Raw genomic sequence first — 20920 nt, forward strand, 5'->3', positions numbered from 1 at the left:
TTTCAAGAAGCCGTCTTTCTTATTTGCTATTTTTTCTACGTTTTATTACTTGGTATTTTTTCCAATAATTTGTTCCGCCACATTCTTAGGAACTTCAGCATAATGAGAAAATTCCATTGAATAACTTGCTCTTCCCTGTGTCATAGATCGGAGTTGTGTAGCATAACCAAACATAGATGCTAAAGGAATATCTGATTCTATTTCTTTTATAAGAGATCGTCCTTCACCTCTGTCATTAATCTCTTTAATAATTCCTCTACGGGAGTTCATATCGCCAACAACATCTCCCATAAATTGTTCAGGGGATATAGCAACAACACGCATAACCGGTTCCAAAAGAACAGGACTTGCTTGTCGCGTTGCTTCTTTGAATGCTAAAGACCCAGCGATCTTAAAAGCTGCCTCTGATGAATCCACATCATGAAAGGATCCATCATAAAGTGCGACAGAAATATCTACCATTGGATATCCAGCAACAACACCTGTTTCCATCGCTTCCTTTGCTCCCTTCTCAACTGCAGGAATATATTCTTGAGGAATGATACCTCCTTTTATTTCATCAACAAATTCAAAACCTTGTCCAGGTTCTCTCGGAGTAACTCGAAGTCTACAATGTCCGTATTGACCACGACCTCCTGATTGACGAATGTATTTTCCTTCTGCTTTTGCTTCTTTTCGTATAGTTTCTCGATAGGCTACTTGAGGTTGTCCAACATTCGCTTCTACTTTAAATTCTCTTCTTAAACGATCCACAATAATATCCAAATGAAGCTCCCCCATCCCAGAAATAATAGTTTGCAATGTTTCTTCGTCAGTATGAACACGAAAGGTAGGATCTTCTTCCGCTAACTTTTTCAAAGCAAATCCCATTTTCTCCTGATCAGCTTTAGTTTTTGGTTCAATAGCAATATCTATAACTGGCTCAGGAAAAACCATAGATTCAAGAAGTATAGCTTGCGAAGGATCACATAAAGTATCTCCTGTTGTTGTATTCTTAAGCCCTACAATAGCTCCAATTTCTCCCGATCCCATTTCAGAAACTTCTTCCCTCGTATTAGCATGCATTCGAAGAATTCTTCCTATACGTTCTTTTTCTCCTTTGGTGGAATTTAAAACATAGGATCCTGCTTGAATAGTTCCTGAATAAACACGAAAAAAGGTAATTTGACCAACGAAAGGATCCGTAGCTACTTTGAAAGCTAAAACAGCGAGCTTGTCACTATCGTCAGGATGTTTTTCAATTTCAGATCCTGTTTTTACTTCAGTAGCACGAACAGCAGGAACATCATTAGGTGAAGGTAGATAATCTAATACTGCATCAAGAACAAGTTGGACACCTTTATTTCGAAGGGCTGTTCCTGTAAACACAGGTATAAGATCAACTTTAACAACAGCTTTTCGTATAGCAGCCTTAAGTTCTTCAACGGAGATTTCCTCTCCTCCTAAATATTTTTCTACAAGAACATCGTCAGTTTCAGAAACTTTTTCTACAAGTTTTTCTCTCCATAATTTTGCTTTTTCAAGAAGTTCTGCGGGTATTTCTTTTTCAACAACTTTCTCTCCCATGTCCCCTTCAAATTCGTAAGCCTTCATAGTAAGAAGATCTACAACACCTCGAAAATCACCTCTTTCTCCAATAGGAATTTGAGCAGCAAAGGCTTTTGATGTTAAACGGTCCCAAATAGACTCAAGAGCACGTTCAAAATCAGCACCTTCTTTGTCGATTTTATTGATAAAACAGATTCTTGGAACGTTGTATTTATCAGCTTGTCTCCAAACAGTTTCTGACTGAGGCTCAACACCCTCTTTTCCATCAAAAACAACAACGCCTCCATCCAAAACACGAAGAGATCTTTCTACTTCAACAGTAAAATCAACATGACCTGGCGTATCTATAATATTAATTTGATAGTCTTTCCAAAAACAAGTAGTTGCGGCACTTGTAATAGTTATTCCTCGTTCACGTTCTTGTTCCATCCAGTCCATAGTAGCCTCCCCCTCATGAACTTCTCCTATTTTGTGCGTTATCCCAGTATAAAATAAAATTCGCTCCGTCGTAGTAGTCTTACCTGCATCAATATGAGCAATAATTCCGATATTACGAAGTCTTTCAATGGGATGTTTTCGTGACATATATTCAAATTAAATAATACTTTTGTTGTTTGTAGAAAAAGGAAAAAAGATTTCCTTCAAGAAATAAGAATGATTCCAAACTAAGCAAAATGAGCGAAAGCTTTATTAGCTTCAGCCATTCGATGCACTTCATCGCGCTTTTTCATAGCAGCTCCAGTTTTTTCTGAAGCATCAATGAATTCATCTGCTAATTTTTCAGACATAGCCTTTCCTTTTCTTTTTCTGCATGCAGAAATAATCCAACGAATAGCTAAAGTCTGGCGACGATCTCCCGTTACTGGAACAGGAACTTGATAGTTTGCGCCTCCAACACGACGAGATTTTAATTCCAACAAAGGTGCAATATTTTTTATTGCTTGTTCAAAAACATTCAAACCGCCCTTTTTTGTTCGGTCATGAATAATATCAAAAGCCTTATACATAACCCTTTCTGCTGTCGATCGTTTTCCATCATTTAAAAGACAGCCAATAAACCTTCCCACAAGGATATTTTCATACTGTGGGTCTTCTTTCCATTGTTTTATATAAATACGTTTTCTTCGTGCCATATAGAGTATACTTTCTTCAATCAACTATTTTCCTTAGGTTTTTTAGCCCCATATTTACTTCGACCGCGCTTCCTGTTTGCAACACCCGTTGAATCAAGAACTCCTCGAACGATATGATATCGTACTCCAGGAAGATCTTTTACTCTTCCTCCACGAATCATAACAATGGAGTGTTCTTGTAATTGATGTCCTATACCAGGAATATACGCTGTTACTTCCATACCATTAGTAAGTCTCACACGCGCAATCTTTCGAAGAGCTGAGTTTGGCTTTTTAGGTGTCGTTGTACTTACTTTCACGCACATGCCTCGTTTAAAAGGTCCTTGAGAAGGTTTTGGTCTATTCTCTAAAGAATTAAACACAAAAGCCATAGCAGGAGTTTTAGATTTTCTTGCTACATTTTTTCTCGGTTTTCGAACAAGTTGGTTCATGGTTGACATAGTGCAATAGGACGCGTTCATCTCTTTATATTTCTAAAATACTTGAGAGACGCCTCTTTTCTTTAAAATAATTTCGGTAAAAAAACAGCTCATCAGCCAGAGCTCCTCAAGAATACGAAAAACTCCCCAACTTGTCAAATAATCCACCCTTATCAATTTCATCACGACATTTACAAAATAAAAAAATAAAATTCTTTTTGATTGCAAAACTTTCTTAATTCCTCAAAATAAGCTTATATAAAAGCTTATTTAATATATAAATTCGAAATATTAATGAAGATGTTTTTTTCATTCTTTTCTCCAAAAAATATAGAAAAAAGCTTTTTTAAAAAAGTTTATTCAAGGTGTCCCTAAAAAATATTTACCCCTATACCAAAATGTATTAAGTTCTGCGAAAGAAAGAAACTTTCTAAAAATACCTTCATTCTTTATCAAAAAGTTATTTTTCTTAAAAACTCTTTTTTTAATTATTATTCGAGCCTTCCTTCGTCAGAAAAATCAGGAAGCACCTCTTCAGTTAAAGATTCTTCCACTTTTACCGAATCTTCTGCTTTTACAGGGTCTTCTGGATTAAGACTTTCCGCAGAAGGTAAGGTGGGTTCCGTTACGTCTGTGGAAATTTCTTCCGAATTCAAATTTTCATCCCCCTCTTTTTCATCTACTAAATCTTGGGTACTCATTTGCGTCCCTGTTAATTGACTTTTTTCTTTTTCAATAAAATTTTTCAGATCCACTTCTTCGGATTTACTATATTTCAAAGCAAGATCAAAATATTTCAAAGCATCTTCTAGAGAAGCTTCTTTTTTATAGATATTTGCCAGAGCAAGATAAGAATGGACCTCCTCTGGTTTTTTTTCTATTACTTTTTTATACATTTCAATAGCAAGTGTTGTATCGTTAGATTGTCCCCGCGTATAATATAATCTTCCCAAAACATACATGAAAGTCGGCTCTTCAGGAATAAATTCTAAAGCTCGTACAATACTCTGAATAGCACCCTCTATTTCTCCTAACCCCTCTTGCGTAAGAGCAAGAAGATACCACGCTTGAGGAAATTCTTCTTTTTTTCCAAGAGATATCTCCATCTCTTTTTTTGCATTTGCAAAATATTTTTCTTTTTCCTGCGAGCCCTCTTTTGTCATAGCCTTTCTAATAAAAAGCTCTCCTCGTTTCATATGCAAACGAGGATTTTGAGGTTCAAGCTTGATAGCTTCATCATAAGATTCTCCACAAATATCTATAAAATCATCTACATACAAACTTAATTCTTCATAAATTTGTCCCGACATTTCCCATGCGACAACATCCTTCGGCGTCATATTTTTTGAACGAACTGCGTATTCAGATGCTAAGTTCATATTCTTTTCGATCATTTTAAGATAATTTTCATCGGTCGATTCTATTTTTTGAGATTTAACCTCCTTTACATATTGATTAGCCAAAAGAATATAATAACGAGATTCAAAAGGATTCAATTCAATAGAACGTTTCAGAAAAGAAATCGCATCCTCTTGAGAAGAATTTAACACTGCCTTCTTTGCAAAAAAATCAGCAAAAAAACCTTTCGCCAAAAAAATATACCCATATATAAAGAAACTGAACACAACAAGAAAAGCAAATGCGGCGCTTAAAATATATTCAGGACGTGGTCTCGTGCTTATAATTCGAACAGTGGATTGCATATCCGATTGGCTTTTTCGAAGAGAAAGTGTAAATGCCATAACAACAAACCATAAAGCAAAAACAGGAAATGCAACAGGAAAAAAAATAATTGTTAAAGTTAAAAATAAAAGAGAAATAACTGAACCAATCCAAAAAAATAAATATTTGCCACCTCTTTTATATCCTGCAAGAAACCCAGAACCAATAGTATAAAGAATGAGAAATGAAAAAGCTAAAAAACCAGAAATTCCCGAAGTGACAGGGACTTCAAAAATCATACCTTCTGCCTGAGAAGGTCTTTCAAGGACAAGAGAGGTCTGATTCAAATCAAGATGTCTATACAAAGAAAATGCGGAACTATATAAAGATGGGCCTACTCCAAAAAAAGGATTTTCTAAAAAGGAACTATATGCTATTTGAAAAGAATTTTGAAAAGATATCATTACTCCATCCGTTGATTCTGTCATTGGAAAAATAACTTTTCCAGAGAAATAACCTAAAACACAAAAAAGAAAGATTACCGAAGGAAACCATGCTGATTTAAATTTAATTCCAATTATAACGGCAACGGTCAATAAAAACCAACCACTTATCATAAAAAGGATCCACCAGAAAGACATGTTTGAAAAATATCGTATAGAAAAAAACATAGTTAGAAAAGAAAGAATACTCAAAAGAAAAAATTGTATACTCAAAAAAATCTTTTTCTCTGTAACTTGCAATAATCGTTCCTGAAAAGCCCCCCAAAGCAAAGGGAGTGTACCCAAAAGAATAATTATTATAGAAGGAAAATGATGAAACATTTCCTCTTTTTTTGTTAATGATACAATTTGAAAAAAAGAAGGAATTATTTCCCATAAAACAAGAAATGCTATTAAAGAAAAAACACCAAGTACAAGAGAATTCTTTATCCAAGAAACCTTAGAGATTCTAACAAGATGTAGTGTTATATAATAAAGTAAAATATAAGCAAAAAAAGAAAGAGTTCCTCTACCAGGATCTCCAAAAACTCCCCACATACTATGCCATACATCATCACTCAAAAAAGAAGAGATACCGAAAACAAGAAGAACCAACAGCATAGGGGCATCTGCAGTTGTTCTTGGTATTTCAATCTTTCCCACGATAAAACTTCGAGTAAGCCAGAAAATGAGAGCGCTTAAAATACCCAAAAGGAAAAGCGTATACTGCTCAAAAATACTTCCTTGTAAAGTCAATCCTATTGACCCAGAAAAAAGTCCCCCTATCGCAACAAAGAAAAAAAATGCTGTCAATACATCAGAACAAATAAGAGCAAATTTTTTCGAAAATATATAATGCGCAAGATTCATTCGCTTTCTTTAATTTCCTTTATAATTTTATTTTCTGAAATTTTTTCAATAATGAGAAAGAATTCCTCTACATTAAGAGAGGATCTCCCTACGAGAAGTCCCTCGAGATTAGTATTTTCAAATAATTCACTAACATTTTCCGAATGGACAGACCCTCCGTAGAGAATATGTGTATCCGAAGAAAATTCTTCAAAACATTCTTTAACTGTTTCTTGAATGCTTTCTATCGCAAAAGAGAGCTCTTTTGCATTTGGAAGATTGTCAGTTCCTACTGCCCAAATAGGTTCATAAGCAATAACTATTCTATGAGCATCCTCTTTTTTTATGTATTTTAAGGCATTTTTTGTCTGTTCTTTAAGAACTTTTTCTGTAAATCCCTGTTCTTTTTGATCAAAAGTCTCTCCAACACAAATAACAGCAGTAATACCATATTCTACTGCTCGAAGACATTTTCTCGAAATTTCCAAATCAGTTTCCTTATGATTTTTTCGCCTCTCGCTATGTCCTATGATAACAAAAGAAACTCCTAGAGACTTCAGCATAGAAACGGAAACGTCTCCCGTAAAAGATCCTGCTACTTCCAAAGAAATATCTTGTGCTCCCAACAAAATATCATTCTCAATAATTTTATTCGCTTTTTCTAAAAAGGGAAACGGTGGAGCTATGCCGATATGAATATTTTTATCTTTATTTTTTGAAAAGTTCAAAAAATTCTGAATATACACTTCAAATTCAGATAAGCTCCCCGGATTCATTTTTAAATTTCCTATTATACTAATCATATTTTCTTTATTTTTCATCTCTTATTCTAACAAAAATACTCATTTATGAAAAGAAAAGCCCTAAAATAAATTTAAGAGCTTTTCCCTTTTCATTTCTTACTTGCGTAGTTAAGGCATTTGCCAACCACATTTGGGACATACAAGTTTTACCTGATACCATCTACTATCATTCACATCAGTAATACGAACTTTCATTACCATACGCTCACCACAATCCACACCCATACATTCATAATGACTATTGATACGGAGTTGTTGAGCCATTCTTTGTGCATCAAGTGCATATGGATCAAATTGAATAACATATTCACCACCCTCAGAAAAAAGATTTGTTATCAATGTTACCACTTCTCGAGGTGTTGTTGTATCCCGAACAACAAAATCTTTTGCCCCGAGTTGCTCTGCACGCTTTCTATCTTCTTCACGTCCAAGATGAGAAGAAATAACAACAGGGATAGAAACCGTTGCTGTATTTTTATTCAATGTTTCCATGAAAGAAAAACCATCCATTCGGGGCATGACAATACCAGTAAAAATAACGTCAGGAATTTTTTCTATAGCAATCTGTATTCCTTCAACACCATCTCTCGCCTCATAAACTTCATAATCAGCATTACGAAAAACATTTGCATAAAGTTCTCGAGTAAAATCATCGTCATCAACGATAAGAATAGATCGTCTAGTTTCTTGAGACATACTTTTTCTATATTTTATTCTTTTAATTAAGACGTTTCTAAGTATAGCACAAAAAATACATACCTACAAAAAATTTCAAAGTCCCATTTCTCGAAGATTTTCAAAAAGTTTTTTTTGTTCCCTAGAAAGACGCTTTGGAATTTCAACATGCACACGAACCAATTGATGGCCTTTACGTCGATTGTTTAATTCAGGAAATCCCTTTTCTTTTATGCGAAAAATTTCTCCTGATTTTGTGCCTGAAGGAATTCTCATCGTAACAGTACCATAAAGAGTCTCTGCCTGTATCGAATCTCCCAGAACTGCTTGAGAAAGAAAAATATATTCCTCTGTAAGAACATCGAGTCCTTTTCTTGTAAATTTCTTATCTGGTCGCACGTGTACTGTTACATAAAGACTTCCCGCTGGAGATCCGTACTCACCAGCATCACCCTTTCCAGAAAGAGAAAGTGTCTGTCCATCATCAATTCCTGCAGGAATAGTTATAGTAAGTTCCTCTCGACGTCGAACTCGTCCATCTCCTCCACAAATTCGACATTTTTTTTCATACATTTTTCCTTTTCCCTGACAATCATGACAAAGAACAACTTGTTGCATTGTTCCAAGAATAGTTCTTACATGCGTGCGAATCTTTCCAGCTCCAGCACATGTTTTACAAGATATTTGTTTAGATCCTTTTTCTCCCCCGGTTCCAAGACAATCCTCACATAAAGCCCTTCGCTCAAGAGAAACTTTCTTTATAGTATTTTGTATAGTTTCCTTCATCTCCATCTCAACGTCAATTTGAATATCCTTTCCCTGTGCAGATGTTGAGCTTGATTCTCTTCCAAAGAAATCTCCAAAAATATCTTCAAAACCTCCAAAACCTCTATCGGAAGATTGTGTTCTTTGAAAATTACCAAAATCAAAATTACCAAAATCAAAACCCTCGAATCCCCCAAAACCAGAACCATTATTCGAACCTGCGTTTCCATTATTAAATGTCTGGCCAAAACGATTATATTGTTCACGTTTTTTGGGATCAGAAAGCACTTGATATGCCGAACTAATTTTTTTAAACATCTCAACATCTCCCGTTTCTTTGTCAGGGTGATATTTATGAGCAAGTTTTCGAAATGCTTTCTTTATTTCTTCTTGAGAAGCATTTTTTGAAACTCCGAGAATGTCATAATAGTTTTGTGAATCCATAAGGGTAGACTTTTTTCTTTCTTAAAAAATATCATAAGAGAAAAAAATTAGCAATCCCAAGTCTTGAGTGCTAAAAAACCGACATAAGATTTTATAAAGTTTTTCTCTCTTTATAATCTTATGCCGGTCTATAATCAATATCTACCTACTGATTCCCCTTATTAAGAAGAAAGGGCTTGATCAATTTTTTTTTCTTTTCGATGAAAAGAAAGTCCACCTAAGAAGAATATATTTTCTTCAAGAGAGGGACGGAATAAACAATGCTCTTGGCAGAACTCATCTTTCCCGATAGAAGAGAGACAGGTATCTTCTATTATTATGGGTTGATGCCCCTGCACTCGACGAGGGCAATGCGATTCACCATTATACCTCAAATGATGTTGCATGTCCTGATGATGTTCATGTACTATCTTCATCTCTTTTTTTCTCCTCTTTTTTTCTAAGTTGAACCCGATTAGATCCTAAATTAGGTATCGGGTCATATCCGCCCGGATGAAATGGGTGGCATCGAAATAAACGACGGAGACTCATCCGAACTCCTCGCAATACACCGAAACGATCTATCGATCCATAAGCATATTGAGAGCAACTTGGATAAAATCTACAAATTTTTATTTTTAAAATTTTTCCCAACACTCCATGATCTAAAGACAGAGTCTTTTGATACAACACAATTGAAAGAAGTAATAAACGCTTAATCATAAATGGATTAAAAATATACATTATTTTAAATATTTTGTCAATGTAAAATTTTCGTGCTATTATTTCTCATATACTTTTCTTTTTATCTTATTTACTACCTCTATCTCTATGTTTCAAGAAATTCACACAAAAAATGTCAATTGGATTCATTTCAACAAACCAAATGAGAAAGATATTGAATATTTACAAGAAAATTTCAATATAAACCCTCTTGCTGTAGAAGACTTCCTTCTTCCTACCATACGAGCAAAATCAATTCTTTATGAAAATTGTTTTTTCCTCACTATCCTTCTCCCTCTCTATGATACAAAAATAAAAACTACTTATTCTGGGGAGCTTAATTTTATTATCACAAAAGATCATCTTGTTACTGGCGTAGGACAAGGAGGGGAAATCCAACAACTCGATGATTTTTTTTCTCTTCTTGAAAGAAATATTGGAAAACGAAGACTTTATATGAGTGAATCTCCCGCACATCTTCTTTGTGCACTCTTAGAAACGCTTCTTGAATCTTGTTTTCCAAGACTCGATAACATTACAAAGAAAATAGACACTATAGAACACCATGTTTTTCAAGGAAATGAAAAGGCTATGGTGAAAGAAATCTCTTATGTGAAAAGAGATATTCTCAATTTTCGACGAACACTTATGCCCCAAAGATCTGTTCTGGAATCACTAGCTTCTCAAAAAACTCATCTTATTCCTGAAATTCTTTCTTCCAGACTTCGTGAACTTTCTGACACAAGTTTACGTCTTTGGAATGCCTTAGAAAATGATAAAGAAACTGTTGAATCTCTCGAAAAAACAAATGAATCTCTTCTTTCCTTCAAACTCAATGAAAAAATGCGCATTATAACACTTTTTTCAACCATACTCCTCCCTATGACATTTTATGCCAACATACTTGGAATGAATGTTTCTAAAATACCGTTTGATACCAAACCTTCAGCTTTTTTTCTTCATCTTATTATTATGGCATTAATCTCTATTTTCACGTATCTTTTCTTCAGATGGAGAAAATGGGTTTAATCCCCAAAAAAGATCACGAAAAATTCACCCGTATTCTAAAGAACACTTATGTTAGTTTTATACAACACTTTAACGAAAGAAAAAGAGTGCTTTATTCCTTTACAAAAAAAGGAGGTTTCTTTATATACCTGCGGCCCCACAGTATATGGAAAAATTCATATAGGAAATATTCGTTCTTATCTTATGGCAGACACACTTCGTCGTGTTTTGCTTTTGGAGGGATATAAAGTACGTCATATAAAAAACATAACTGATGTCGGACATTTAACCGCTGACAACATTGCTCAAGGTGATTCTGGTGAAGATAAAATTGAAAAAAAAGCAAAAGAAGAGCAAACAACACCAGAAAAAATAACCCGAGTATACGAAGATTATTTTCATAAAACAGAGCAAAAAATGAATATTCTTGATGCTGATCTTTTTCCAAAAGCAACAGAACATATACCCCAAATGATTTCCCTCATACAAAAACTTCTTGATTCAAACCATGCCTATATAAGTAATCAAAATATTTTTCTTGATGTTACTTCTTTCCCTGAATATGGGAAACTTTCAGGAAATTCTCTAGAAAAACTAAAAACAGGCGCACGACTTGCAAAACATCCTGATAAAAAAAATCCTTGGGATTTTGCTCTCTGGCTTAAAGCCGATGAGAATCATCTTATGCAATGGGACTCTCCTTGGGGAAAAGGTTATCCTGGTTGGCATATTGAATGTAGCGCCATGAGTATGACTTATTTGGGAGAAAGTTTTGATATCCACACCGGAGGAGAAGATAATATATTCCCCCATCATGAGGCTGAAAAAGCTCAATCAGAATGTGCCACAGGAAAACCCTTTGTAAAATATTGGGTTCATCTTCGACATCTTCTTATTCAAAATCAAAAAATGTCAAAATCAAAAGGAACACTACTTACTTTAGAAGATGTTGAGTCAAAGGGATTTTCTGCTACCGATCTCAGACTTGCATTTCTTTCCTCTCATTACCGATCCCCTATGAATTTTACATGGGAATCGCTTGAGCAATCTCAAAAAAATAAAGAAAAAATACAATCTTTTCTTTTGGAACTTTCTCGCATTCAAGAAAAAGAAGAAAAACAAAACAATTACTTTGATATAACTCCGTACATTTCTGATTTCAAGAAAGCCCTAGAAGATGATCTCAACACTCCTCAAGCGCTTTCTATTATCTATGAAATGATGCATGCGGTTTATATTGCTATTCACAATAATAGTTTCTCGTCAACAAATGCCCAAGAAATTCTTTCTTTCTGGGAAACAGCTAATTCTGTTTTAGGATTAAACCTCAAAAAAGAAAAAGAATATACCTTACCTGAAAATATAGAAAAAATTCTTCAAGAAAGACAAATAGCACGAGAAAACAAAAATTATATTCTTGCAGATACTCTTCGAAAAAAAATAGAATCTTTTGGTTATGAAATTCAAGATACTCAAGAAACACAAACCATTCAAAAAAAATAAATACAATAATCTAAAAATATGAAGTTTCTAAAAAATTTTCATAGAAATTCAAAAAAGACATATAAAAACACAATAATACTTTCCCTTCTTATTTTAACAGCTTTTTTTATTCGAATTCTTTGGATAAATACCATCCCTGGAGGAATATATCCAGATGAAGCTATGAATGGAACAGATGCTCTCACCACATGGGAACAAAAAGATTTTAAGCTTTTCTACGAAAATAATAATGGTCGAGAAGGTCTATTTATAAATCTCATTGCTCTTTCTTCGCAAGTCTTAGGAAATACTATAATCGGACTAAAAATATGGTCCATTCTTTTTGGAACCTTAACTGTCCTTGGTATTTATCTTTTAGGAAAAGAACTTTTTTCTAGTAATCGACTTGGTCTTTATGCAGCTTTTCTCTGCACTTTCTCTTTTTGGGCTATTAACTTTTCTCGTATAAGTTTTCGAGCAATCTCCCTCCCGCTCATACTTACCTTTTCATTTTATTTCCTTTTCAAAGGGCTGCGAACAAAAGTCTTTCTTCCTTTTATGATTTCTGGTTTTATTTTTGGACTTGGCTTTCATACCTATATAGCTTTTCGCATAGCTCCTGCAATACTCATTGTCATTTTTATCTTTCTTCTTCTCTCTAAAAAAGATGCTTTGCGTACCTATTGGAAACATGGCCTTGTCTTTCTTTTCTTTATGTTATTAGCTGTTTCTCCCATGCTTTATGATTTTATCGAAAATCCTCAACATTTCAGCTCTCGTTCTAGTAGTATTTCCATATTCTCTTCAGAAATCAATCATGGAGATTTTTGGGGAACTCTCAAAGAAACTTTTACACTCAGTATCATCAAATATTTTACATGGGGAGATCAAAATTGGAGACATAATATACCACCATTTCCTATCTTAGATATATTCACATCCATAGCTTTTGGCGTAGGTCTTATTACCCTCATTTGGAAATTTTTATATACCTTAAGAAAAAGAATTATTTTCAAAGAAAGAGATCGCGAACTCCTTGTAACCTCTTTTCTTTTAGGTTGGTTCTTTCTTATGCTTGCCCCTGAATTTCTTACCAATGAAAGCCTTCCTCATGCATTAAGATCCATTGGAACACAGCCAGCAGTTTTCATTCTTGCATCCTTACCCTTTCTCTGGATTTCGCGAATTCCTTCAAAAAAATATTTTTCTCCTTTTATAGCAAGTATTGTTATTCTCATTTTCATTTCTTTGATAAATCTTTTCCTTTATTTTGTATTTTGGGGGACTTCTCAAGAAAGTAAAAGTGCTTTCAATTCGGTCTTTACTCAGCAAGCTTATTACATTCAATCTCTTGAAGATACTCTTCCTATTTATGTATTTGCCAATGGTCCCGGACAAACTGTTTCCGACGGACTTCCAGTAAGTGCTCAAGTTATACGATATCTTACTTTTGACCAAAAAAATGTTACTTTTCTCACAACCCTTGAAGAACCTCCCACAATCCCTTCCATTTTTATTCCTATGAATTATAATGATTCCATTCTTACTTTACTAAAAGAACGTTTTCACGGTAAAATCACAACGAAAAAAATTGTTCCAGAAGATCAAGTGTCTTCCTTTACTGTTATTTTTCTTGAACCCTAAAAAATATCACATCCTATGTCATCGAAAGCACCATTTTTTATTGCTATCTTTTCATTGATATTTCTTTTTGTTGCATCACTTTCCGTATCTTGGAAAGAGTCCACAACTATGGATGAGCAGGCTCATATTCCAGCATCTTATTCGTATGTGAAATATCTTGATATGCGCCTCAATCCAGAGCATCCCCCTCTTATAAAAATTTTTGCTGGTATTCCCCTTCTTTTTCTTGATGTTACCTTTCCTCTACATTCCGCCGACTGGGAAACTGGTCTTAATGCTCAATGGACTATTGGCAAAGCTTTTCTTCATGGAAATAATGCTCATCTTATAACTTTCCTTTCCAGAATTCCTATACTTCTCATTGCAATTTTATTAGGAATATTTCTTTTTTTCTGGACAAAAAAACTTTTTGGCCTTTGGGCAGGTGCTGGCGTTGTCGTTCTTTATTCTTTCAATCCTACTATTTTAGCGCATTCTCATTATGTAACTACAGACATCGCCATAGCAACCGCAATTTTCATCTCTTTTTATTTTTTCATTCAATTTCTTCGTAAACCAAATGCAAAAAATATTTTCTTCTTTGGAATCATTTTTGGAATAACTCAGCTTGTAAAATTTTCGGCTTTTATTCTTTATCCTTTCTTCACCTTTATCACTATCCTTTATGTAATCTCTCTTTGTAATACTTCCAAAACAATTCTTCTTTTCTTTCAAGATTTGAAAAAAAATATCATCTATTATGGAACAAGAATCTTCATAGTATTTTTAATTTCTCTTCTTCCTATAGGACTTATCTATGGAATATTTACCTGGAATATGCCCATAGAAAAAATTGTAGATCTTACCCACACGCAACTTCCCGACAATGGAATTCCTGGATTTTTCAAAATAATTATTTTCTTTCTCGCAGATATCCCCCTTCTTTCAATTTTTTGTGAATACCTCCTCGGACTTGCGATGGTCTTCGTTCGCGTTACTGGGGGGAATACTCATTATTTTTTGGGAATTGTTTCCAATAGTGCCAATCCGGCATACTTTCCCGTTGTCTATTTATTAAAAGAAACTCTTCCTATTCTAGGACTTCTTCTTTTTGGTACCTTTTCACAACTTTTCATCGCAATAAAAAATAGATCTTCTTTTTCTCTTCATTCTTTTCTTTCTTATTTTCGATCAAATATCGAAGTGATCTCTATGGGATTATTTGTTTCCTTTTATTCATATCTCAGTATAACGGGGAATCTTACTATTGGATTACGTCATCTTTTTCCCATACTTCCCTTTCTCTATATATTCGCCATAGCAACCCTCCTTTTTATACAAAAAACCTTTTTTGTTCAAAAACGAAAATCGAAATATTTTTTGATTTTTCTTACTCTTTTGTTTTCATGGGTTGTTCTTATACCCATCATTCATTATCCGAGCTATCTTTCTTATTACAATGAGCTTATTGGCGGACCAAAAAATGGATATCTCTATGTAACAGATTCTAATTATGATTGGGGACAAGATCTTCGTAATCTTAAAATTTGGATCGATACCTATAATATTTGTTCTCAGATGAGCTGTGTTCAAAGTTCCTCTATGAATACTTGTCCCTCCAAATGTAAAGCTCTTACATCCTCCTTCCCAACACCCAAAAAGGAGATTGAACATCTCTATGTTGATTATTTTGGAGGATCTGATCCTAATTATTGGCTTAAAGAAAAAGCTATTCCTTGGCATGCTAACAACGCTCCCAAGCCAGGATGGTATGCCATCTCAACAATGTTTCTTATCGAAAGTATGTACAAAATCAATCCCTCGGGAACCTTTGATTATAAATGGCTAAAAGACATCACTCCCGTAGGAAGAGCCGGTGATTCAATCTTTATCTATTACATAGAAGAAAAAGATCTCAAAAAATAAATCTCTTAATAAAAAAGTTTATTGTTCTTTTTTTTCGGATTGATCTTCCTTTTTATCAGATTCTAAAAGTTCATTTTTTTCGTCTTCTTTTGTGGCATAATAAATTTTTTTAGGAACTCTTATATCTACCCAACGAATAGAATTCTGTTTTTCTTGAGGAAGTACTCGGACAAGAAAGGTTCTTATCATAGTCACCGCTTCTTCTAAAGAAGTATCGGTTCGCATTTTGATATCCCATCCATCTTGCGTCCGGAGCGTCACTTCATCAGCAAATGGTGAAGGTATGCGTATAATTTCAGCTATTTCCATATAGAGATTTTCTCGGAATATTTTCGGTAATTCTGCGATAAAGCGAATGGTTTCTTGTTTTAAAACAATTTCCCCATCACTGGGAACATGTCCATTCATATTCACAATGAAAACTTTTTGAGTTTCTTTGTGTATTTCTTCAGCAAAATTCGTTTTCATTAAAACTTTTCCGAAATCATCAACGATAAAACATTCCGTATCGGTAAAAAGTAAATCTCCTATACTATCAAATTCATCAACATCTGATTTTTTATCTTCCTTATTTTCTTCACAAGGTTCTTCATCTTCATCACAAACCATTTCCTTTTCTTTATTTTTATCATTTTCTTTGCTTAACTCTTCATTCTTTATTTCTTGTTCATTAGTATTTTCTTTATTTTTTATTTTAAATTCCTCAAAATCTTGACTCAGTGGACACCAAACAACAAGAGAGTTTCTTTTTTCAATATGAATCGAAAGTGTATGAGGAAATTTCTTTTCTACATAAACAAATTGCAAAGGAGAAAAGTGTTCGGAAAAAATCTTTTCTATTTTATCCGTATCCGTAACAAAAAAAGTATTCCCTGGCACTATGCCATATATTCGATGATCAAAAAGAGTTTGTAGTATCTTTAGAACTTCAATTCGAGTCGTTTCCTCCTGAGTTTTTACCGTAATGTCTCGAATTACAAATTGTCCTGAAAAAAAGAATACATAAAAAATAAAGAAAATATAGAGAAAAAAAGAGAAAAAAAATAACATTCTAAAAATACTCTTTACATCCCTTTTCTTTTTACGAAGAATAGTTTTCGGACGTGGACCTCGAAAACTTAGAAGTTTATTCTTCTTTATAACCGAATTTTTTACAAGGATATCTTTTTTTTTAAAAAGTTTCATGTCATTATAAAGAAAGAAAAAGCGCGCTCACTATTCGTTTATCATTAACATTCGTTTGGCGTAACACGCCATAAGAATCCTCTATTTTTTCAATTATATCATAACAATGCTTGGGCAAGACATTGCTCGATCGGCTCTTCTTACGCTCAAACTCAATCCAATCTTCCAATAATTCTCTTAAACGTTCCGGTTTTGCAGAAACTTTTTCAGCAAAGGCTAATTTCTCAAAAACTGTTCTTCTTGAGAAACTTTCGAAAAATCGAAATAATATTTCTCTTTGCTTAAAAAAATGAGGATCTTCCATAAGAGATTTCAATCTTCCTGGTCTCCCAGCTGCCAATAAAATCATCTTTTGAAAATCTTGCTGTGGAATTTTTTCATGCTCAAAAGTCATCATTTCTTCATCACTTGCTAAAAAAAATGGAACAACTTCACAACGAGAAATTATTGTAGGTAAAAGCCTGCCTAAAGTATGTGTCAAAAGAAAAAAAATGACACCATCCTTTGGCTCTTCTAAAATTTTAAGTAATGCATTCTGAGAAGAAAGATTCATAGCATGTGCGTCTTCGATAATGCATATTTTTTTTCGTCTAGAATCTCCCATAGACAAAAGTCGTCGAGCTTTTCTAATCGCATCAATTTTAATTTCAGAATCAACCTTCGCTTCTTCTGCATCTCTAAGGGGAGTTATTCGAACGATGGAACTTTCTATTTCAAATCCATCGGTTTCATCTTTTTTCCACGAAGAAGTATTGGTGATAATTTTTTGCGAAAATCTTTGGGCAAATATTTTTTTTCCTATATGCCGAGGCCCTGAAAATATATATGCGTGAGAAAATGTAGCCTTCTCCAAAATCATTTCAATTTTTTTTTGTATAGGCACATTTCCCACAAAAGGAAAATTTTCTTCTGTCATACTATTTTTCTTCTTGAGAAACAATTTGTAAAATCTTTTTTTCGAAAGACTGCTTAGAAAATCTCTGAGCTTTTTTTTGAATATTCGCACGTGAAAAAGTATTTTCTTTTTCAAGAAATCTCCTTATTCCATCAGCCAATCCGTCTACACTCTGATCATCACAAAGGATGCCACAAGTATCATCTAAAAGAATCTCTGAGGCACTTGCTCCCGAAATAGCAATAATAGGAATCCCGTAAAGCATTGCCTCTACTGGAGCTATTCCAAAGTCATCTAGAGAAGGAAAAATAAAAGCTCGAGCTTTTTTATACCAAACTATCATTTCTTCTTTCGGAAGCCATCCTAAAAACTGAGTATATTTTTTTCCCATTTTTTCAAGACGTTTCCGCTCTGGACCATCCCCGATAACTATCAGAGGCAATCCCAATTTTTCACAAACAGAAACAGCCAAATCAACTCTTTTCGATGCATTAAGACGAGAAACAATAAGAAAATATTCACCACCTTCTTGAGAAAGAAAATAATCTTTTTTCTCTCCCGAAAACACTCCTGGATAAATAACTTCACTTTCTCTTCTATAATATTTCTCTATACGTTTTTTTGTATAAAAAGAATTAGAAAGAAGGATATCCGGCCTATCGGAGGCTTGTACATCCCAAAGGCGAAGATAGGAAAGGAATAATCGCCGAAAAAGAGAAGGTCTCTTACGACGATCTCGCCAATATTGTTTATCATAGTCCCATACAAATCTCATAGGAGAATGTAAATAAGCAATATGCTTAGTATGCGTTCTTGTTACCAAACCCTTACTCCAAGCTCCGGAAGAAGAAATAACGATATCAAAATCACGAAGATCCATCGATTCTACAGCTGAAGGAAAAAAGGGGGCAAGAAATCGATATCTCTTTTTTATACATCTCGGGAATCTTCCCAAAAAACTTTGACGAATATCTCTATCAAAAAGATTACTTCCAAATGATTCATCGATTTTTTCCAAACCACGAAGATCCACAAGAAGTGTATATATAGGAGCATCTGGAAACAATCTTGCTAAATCAACAAGAACTTTCTCCGCTCCTCCTGGATAAAGAAGAAAGTCGTGTACAAGAGCAATTCTCTTTTTTTCTATCATAATTCTCTTTATTAAATTCGGTAACATTCTTTCTTTATTATAGATGATACCTCTTGAGCGCTTTTTTCCCAAGAAAATCTCCTCACATTTTCTTTTCCCAAAAGAATTCGTTCTTGAGTTTCTTTCGAATTATCAAGAACTTCCCCTATTTTCTCAGAGATATCATTACTATTCAAGAAATCAACAAAAAATGACTGCTCTCCAGCAATTTCCCGAAAAACAGGAAGATCTGAGACAACAAGAGGAATTCCCATTTTTTGAGCCTCCATAATAGGCAATCCAAAACCCTCAGATAAAGAAACAAAAATAAGTATATCAGCATTTTTAAGAAGCCATATCTTTTCTTGTTCATTTACATATCCCAACTCCAAAATATCCTTAGAAAAAGAACTTTTTCTTAATGTCTTTTTAATGTCTTTATATCCATAACCTGGACTCCCCGCCAAAATAAGTTTTTGTTTTATTTTTTTTCTTTTCTTTATGATTGAAAATGCTTCGATAATTCGAATAATATTCTTTCGATATTCTAATCGTCCTAAATATAAAAAAAATGTATCAACTTCTTTTAATTTTTTACTTATATCTTTTCCTGAAACAGAAACGTCCTTCTCTTGGAAAAATCCTGGACCTTCATAAACAACAGTTATTTTATTTGGATCAATATGATAGAAAGAAATAATGTCTTTTTTTGTAGCTTCTGAAACAGCGATGATTCGTGATGCTCTCTCACACGATCTTCGAACAAAAAATCTCATAAAAGTACGAGCATACCAAGAATATCCTTTTGGAATTCTTTCATATTCTAAACCATGAATGGTTACTACCGTTTTTTTTGGAGAGATCCATGGAATTGTGTGTGAGGGAACAAAAAGAACCTCTACAGGAGAAAACAACATTTCCCATGACAATCCTATTTGTGTCCAAAAAAATCTCCATCGAATTTCTTTAATATGCCACGTTTTTGGAATTTTCTTCCAAGGAATTTTTGCATCTTTTCGCACATAAAGAGTAACCTGTTCTTCTTTCAAAAAAACAAAAAAATTTTCCAACAAAGCGCTCGTATATTTTTCAATCCCCGTTGGACAAGAAGAAAAGGCTCGTGAAATATCAATTCCTATTCGCTTTCTTTTCATAAAGAAAATACTCTATTATCTCGTCATCGAAAGCGTTCTCTTATAAACATCTAAATGTTCTAGAACCTTCCCTGTTCCCTTCACCACACAATACTGTGGGTCGTCTGCTACATAGCAAGGAACATTAATTGTTTTTGTTATAAGAGTTTCTAAATTCTTAAGTTTTGCACTTCCTCCAGAAAGAATAATACCTTTATCCATAACATCAGCTGCGAGTTCGGGTGGAGTTTCTTGAAGGACTTTTTTTATAGCATGAATAACTTCCCGAAGCTCATCCTGAAGCGCTTCTGTAACCTCATTAGATCCTAAACGAATAGTTCTTGGTAATCCCCCCATCAAATCTCGCCCTCGAACTTCCATAAATTCCTCTTTTTCTTGTGCCATTGCTGAGCCAATAGTAATTTTTATTTCTTCAGCCGTACGTTCTCCCACAGCAAGTCCATGCTCTCGTTTTATAAAATCCGATATAGCTTGATCAAAACGATTTCCTCCCACTCGAGCACTATTTACAGCTACGACACCCCCCAAAGAAATAACTGCAATTTCAGAGGTCCCTCCCCCAATATTAATAATCATACTTCCTTGAGCTTCATGAATAGGAATCCCAGCTCCAATAGCTGCAAGAATTGGTTCTTTTACAACATAAGCATGCTTAGCTCCAGCCTTTACAGCCGCATCAATAACCGCGCGACGTTCCGTGGAAGTAATTCCTGCAGGAATCGACAAAACAACATCTGGTCGAAATAATCGATACCGGCCACTTACCTTATTAATAAAATAACGAAGCATAGCTTCTGTCATTCTATAATCAGCAATAACTCCATCCCGAAGAGGTCGTGATGCTACGATAGTATCAGGTGTGCGTCCGAGCATATCCTTTGCTTCATTACCTACCGCTAAAACACGCTTTTCTAACAAAGAAACAGCAACAACAGAAGGTTCATTTGCGACAACGCCTTTACCTGGAACATAAACGAGTGTGTGTGCTGTTCCTAGATCAATACCTATTCTTCGTATAAACATAGTAGTGCTT

Annotated in this window: 18 protein-coding genes; 4 read left to right on the plus strand and 14 right to left on the minus strand. The window is 34.3% G+C overall.

The genetic code is table 11. The features are described 5' to 3' along the window. Positions 1 to 45: 45 nt before the first annotated feature. From fusA to yidD, 9 genes are all read right to left on the minus strand, one after another. Positions 46 to 2133, minus strand: coding sequence for an elongation factor G (gene fusA / locus IPN70_01855; protein QQS61653.1), 2088 nt, complete (start codon positions 2131 to 2133; stop codon positions 46 to 48). Positions 2134 to 2213: 80 nt separating this feature from the next. Next, positions 2214 to 2681 carry a 30S ribosomal protein S7 gene (rpsG, locus tag IPN70_01860; GenBank protein ID QQS61654.1) on the minus strand — a complete coding sequence of 156 codons (468 nt, stop codon included), beginning with the start codon at positions 2679 to 2681 and terminating at the stop codon, positions 2214 to 2216. A gap of 20 nt (positions 2682 to 2701) precedes the next feature. After that, positions 2702 to 3121 (minus strand): 30S ribosomal protein S12, encoded by a 420-nt coding sequence (rpsL, locus tag IPN70_01865; GenBank protein ID QQS61655.1) that lies wholly within the window; start codon positions 3119 to 3121, stop codon positions 2702 to 2704. A gap of 470 nt (positions 3122 to 3591) precedes the next feature. Continuing rightward, positions 3592 to 6114 carry a tetratricopeptide repeat protein gene (locus IPN70_01870; GenBank protein ID QQS61656.1) on the minus strand — a complete coding sequence of 841 codons (2523 nt, stop codon included), beginning with the start codon at positions 6112 to 6114 and terminating at the stop codon, positions 3592 to 3594. Then, positions 6111 to 6896 carry a triose-phosphate isomerase gene (locus tag IPN70_01875; GenBank protein ID QQS61657.1) on the minus strand — a complete coding sequence of 262 codons (786 nt, stop codon included), beginning with the start codon at positions 6894 to 6896 and terminating at the stop codon, positions 6111 to 6113. The genes IPN70_01870 and IPN70_01875 overlap by 4 nt, the downstream gene beginning before the upstream one ends. 108 nt (positions 6897 to 7004) lie before the next feature. Beyond that, positions 7005 to 7592 (minus strand): response regulator, encoded by a 588-nt coding sequence (locus tag IPN70_01880; GenBank protein QQS61658.1) that lies wholly within the window; start codon positions 7590 to 7592, stop codon positions 7005 to 7007. A 75-nt stretch (positions 7593 to 7667) separates the two neighbouring features. Beyond that, on the minus strand, positions 7668 to 8780 hold the full coding sequence (gene dnaJ, locus IPN70_01885) for a molecular chaperone DnaJ (GenBank protein QQS61659.1): 1113 nt from the start codon (positions 8778 to 8780) through the stop codon (positions 7668 to 7670). Between the two features lie 161 nt (positions 8781 to 8941). Then, positions 8942 to 9196 carry a hypothetical protein gene (locus tag IPN70_01890; GenBank protein QQS61660.1) on the minus strand — a complete coding sequence of 85 codons (255 nt, stop codon included), beginning with the start codon at positions 9194 to 9196 and terminating at the stop codon, positions 8942 to 8944. Then, on the minus strand, positions 9180 to 9482 hold the full coding sequence (gene yidD / locus IPN70_01895; GenBank protein ID QQS61661.1) for a membrane protein insertion efficiency factor YidD: 303 nt from the start codon (positions 9480 to 9482) through the stop codon (positions 9180 to 9182). The genes IPN70_01890 and yidD overlap by 17 nt, the downstream gene beginning before the upstream one ends. 108 nt (positions 9483 to 9590) lie before the next feature. Between yidD and IPN70_01900 the strand changes: the two genes are divergently transcribed. The 4 genes from IPN70_01900 to IPN70_01915 are packed head-to-tail and all read left to right on the plus strand — an operon-like array spanning position 9591 to position 15521. Continuing rightward, positions 9591 to 10511 carry a magnesium transporter CorA family protein gene (locus tag IPN70_01900; protein ID QQS61662.1) on the plus strand — a complete coding sequence of 307 codons (921 nt, stop codon included), beginning with the start codon at positions 9591 to 9593 and terminating at the stop codon, positions 10509 to 10511. 48 nt (positions 10512 to 10559) lie between these two features. Beyond that, positions 10560 to 11993, plus strand: coding sequence for a cysteine--tRNA ligase (locus IPN70_01905; protein ID QQS61663.1), 1434 nt, complete (start codon positions 10560 to 10562; stop codon positions 11991 to 11993). A gap of 18 nt (positions 11994 to 12011) precedes the next feature. Then, a complete protein-coding gene (locus IPN70_01910; GenBank protein QQS61664.1) occupies positions 12012 to 13616 on the plus strand; it encodes a glycosyltransferase family 39 protein in 1605 nt (534 codons plus the stop codon). Between the two features lie 15 nt (positions 13617 to 13631). Then, a complete protein-coding gene (locus IPN70_01915; GenBank protein QQS61665.1) occupies positions 13632 to 15521 on the plus strand; it encodes a glycosyltransferase family 39 protein in 1890 nt (629 codons plus the stop codon). An 18-nt stretch (positions 15522 to 15539) separates the two neighbouring features. Here the strand turns inward: IPN70_01915 and IPN70_01920 are convergent, their stop codons facing one another. The 5 genes from IPN70_01920 to IPN70_01940 are packed head-to-tail and all read right to left on the minus strand — an operon-like array spanning position 15540 to position 20910. Continuing rightward, the gene (locus IPN70_01920; GenBank protein QQS61666.1) at positions 15540 to 16706 is read right to left on the minus strand and encodes a hypothetical protein; all 1167 of its coding nucleotides are present in this window, start codon (positions 16704 to 16706) and stop codon (positions 15540 to 15542) included. Between the two features lie 4 nt (positions 16707 to 16710). Continuing rightward, on the minus strand, positions 16711 to 17622 hold the full coding sequence (locus IPN70_01925) for a hypothetical protein (GenBank protein ID QQS61667.1): 912 nt from the start codon (positions 17620 to 17622) through the stop codon (positions 16711 to 16713). 1 nt (position 17623) lies between these two features. Continuing rightward, entirely contained in the window at positions 17624 to 18754 is a 1131-nt protein-coding gene (locus IPN70_01930) for a glycosyltransferase (protein QQS61668.1), read from the minus strand. 11 nt (positions 18755 to 18765) lie between these two features. Continuing rightward, on the minus strand, positions 18766 to 19887 hold the full coding sequence (locus IPN70_01935; GenBank protein QQS61669.1) for a glycosyltransferase family 4 protein: 1122 nt from the start codon (positions 19885 to 19887) through the stop codon (positions 18766 to 18768). A 15-nt stretch (positions 19888 to 19902) separates the two neighbouring features. Further along, positions 19903 to 20910 (minus strand): rod shape-determining protein, encoded by a 1008-nt coding sequence (locus tag IPN70_01940; GenBank protein QQS61670.1) that lies wholly within the window; start codon positions 20908 to 20910, stop codon positions 19903 to 19905. Positions 20911 to 20920: the final 10 nt, after the last annotated feature.

It is taken from the genome of Candidatus Moraniibacteriota bacterium (assembly GCA_016699795.1).
GTDB lineage: Bacteria > Patescibacteriota > Minisyncoccia > Moranbacterales.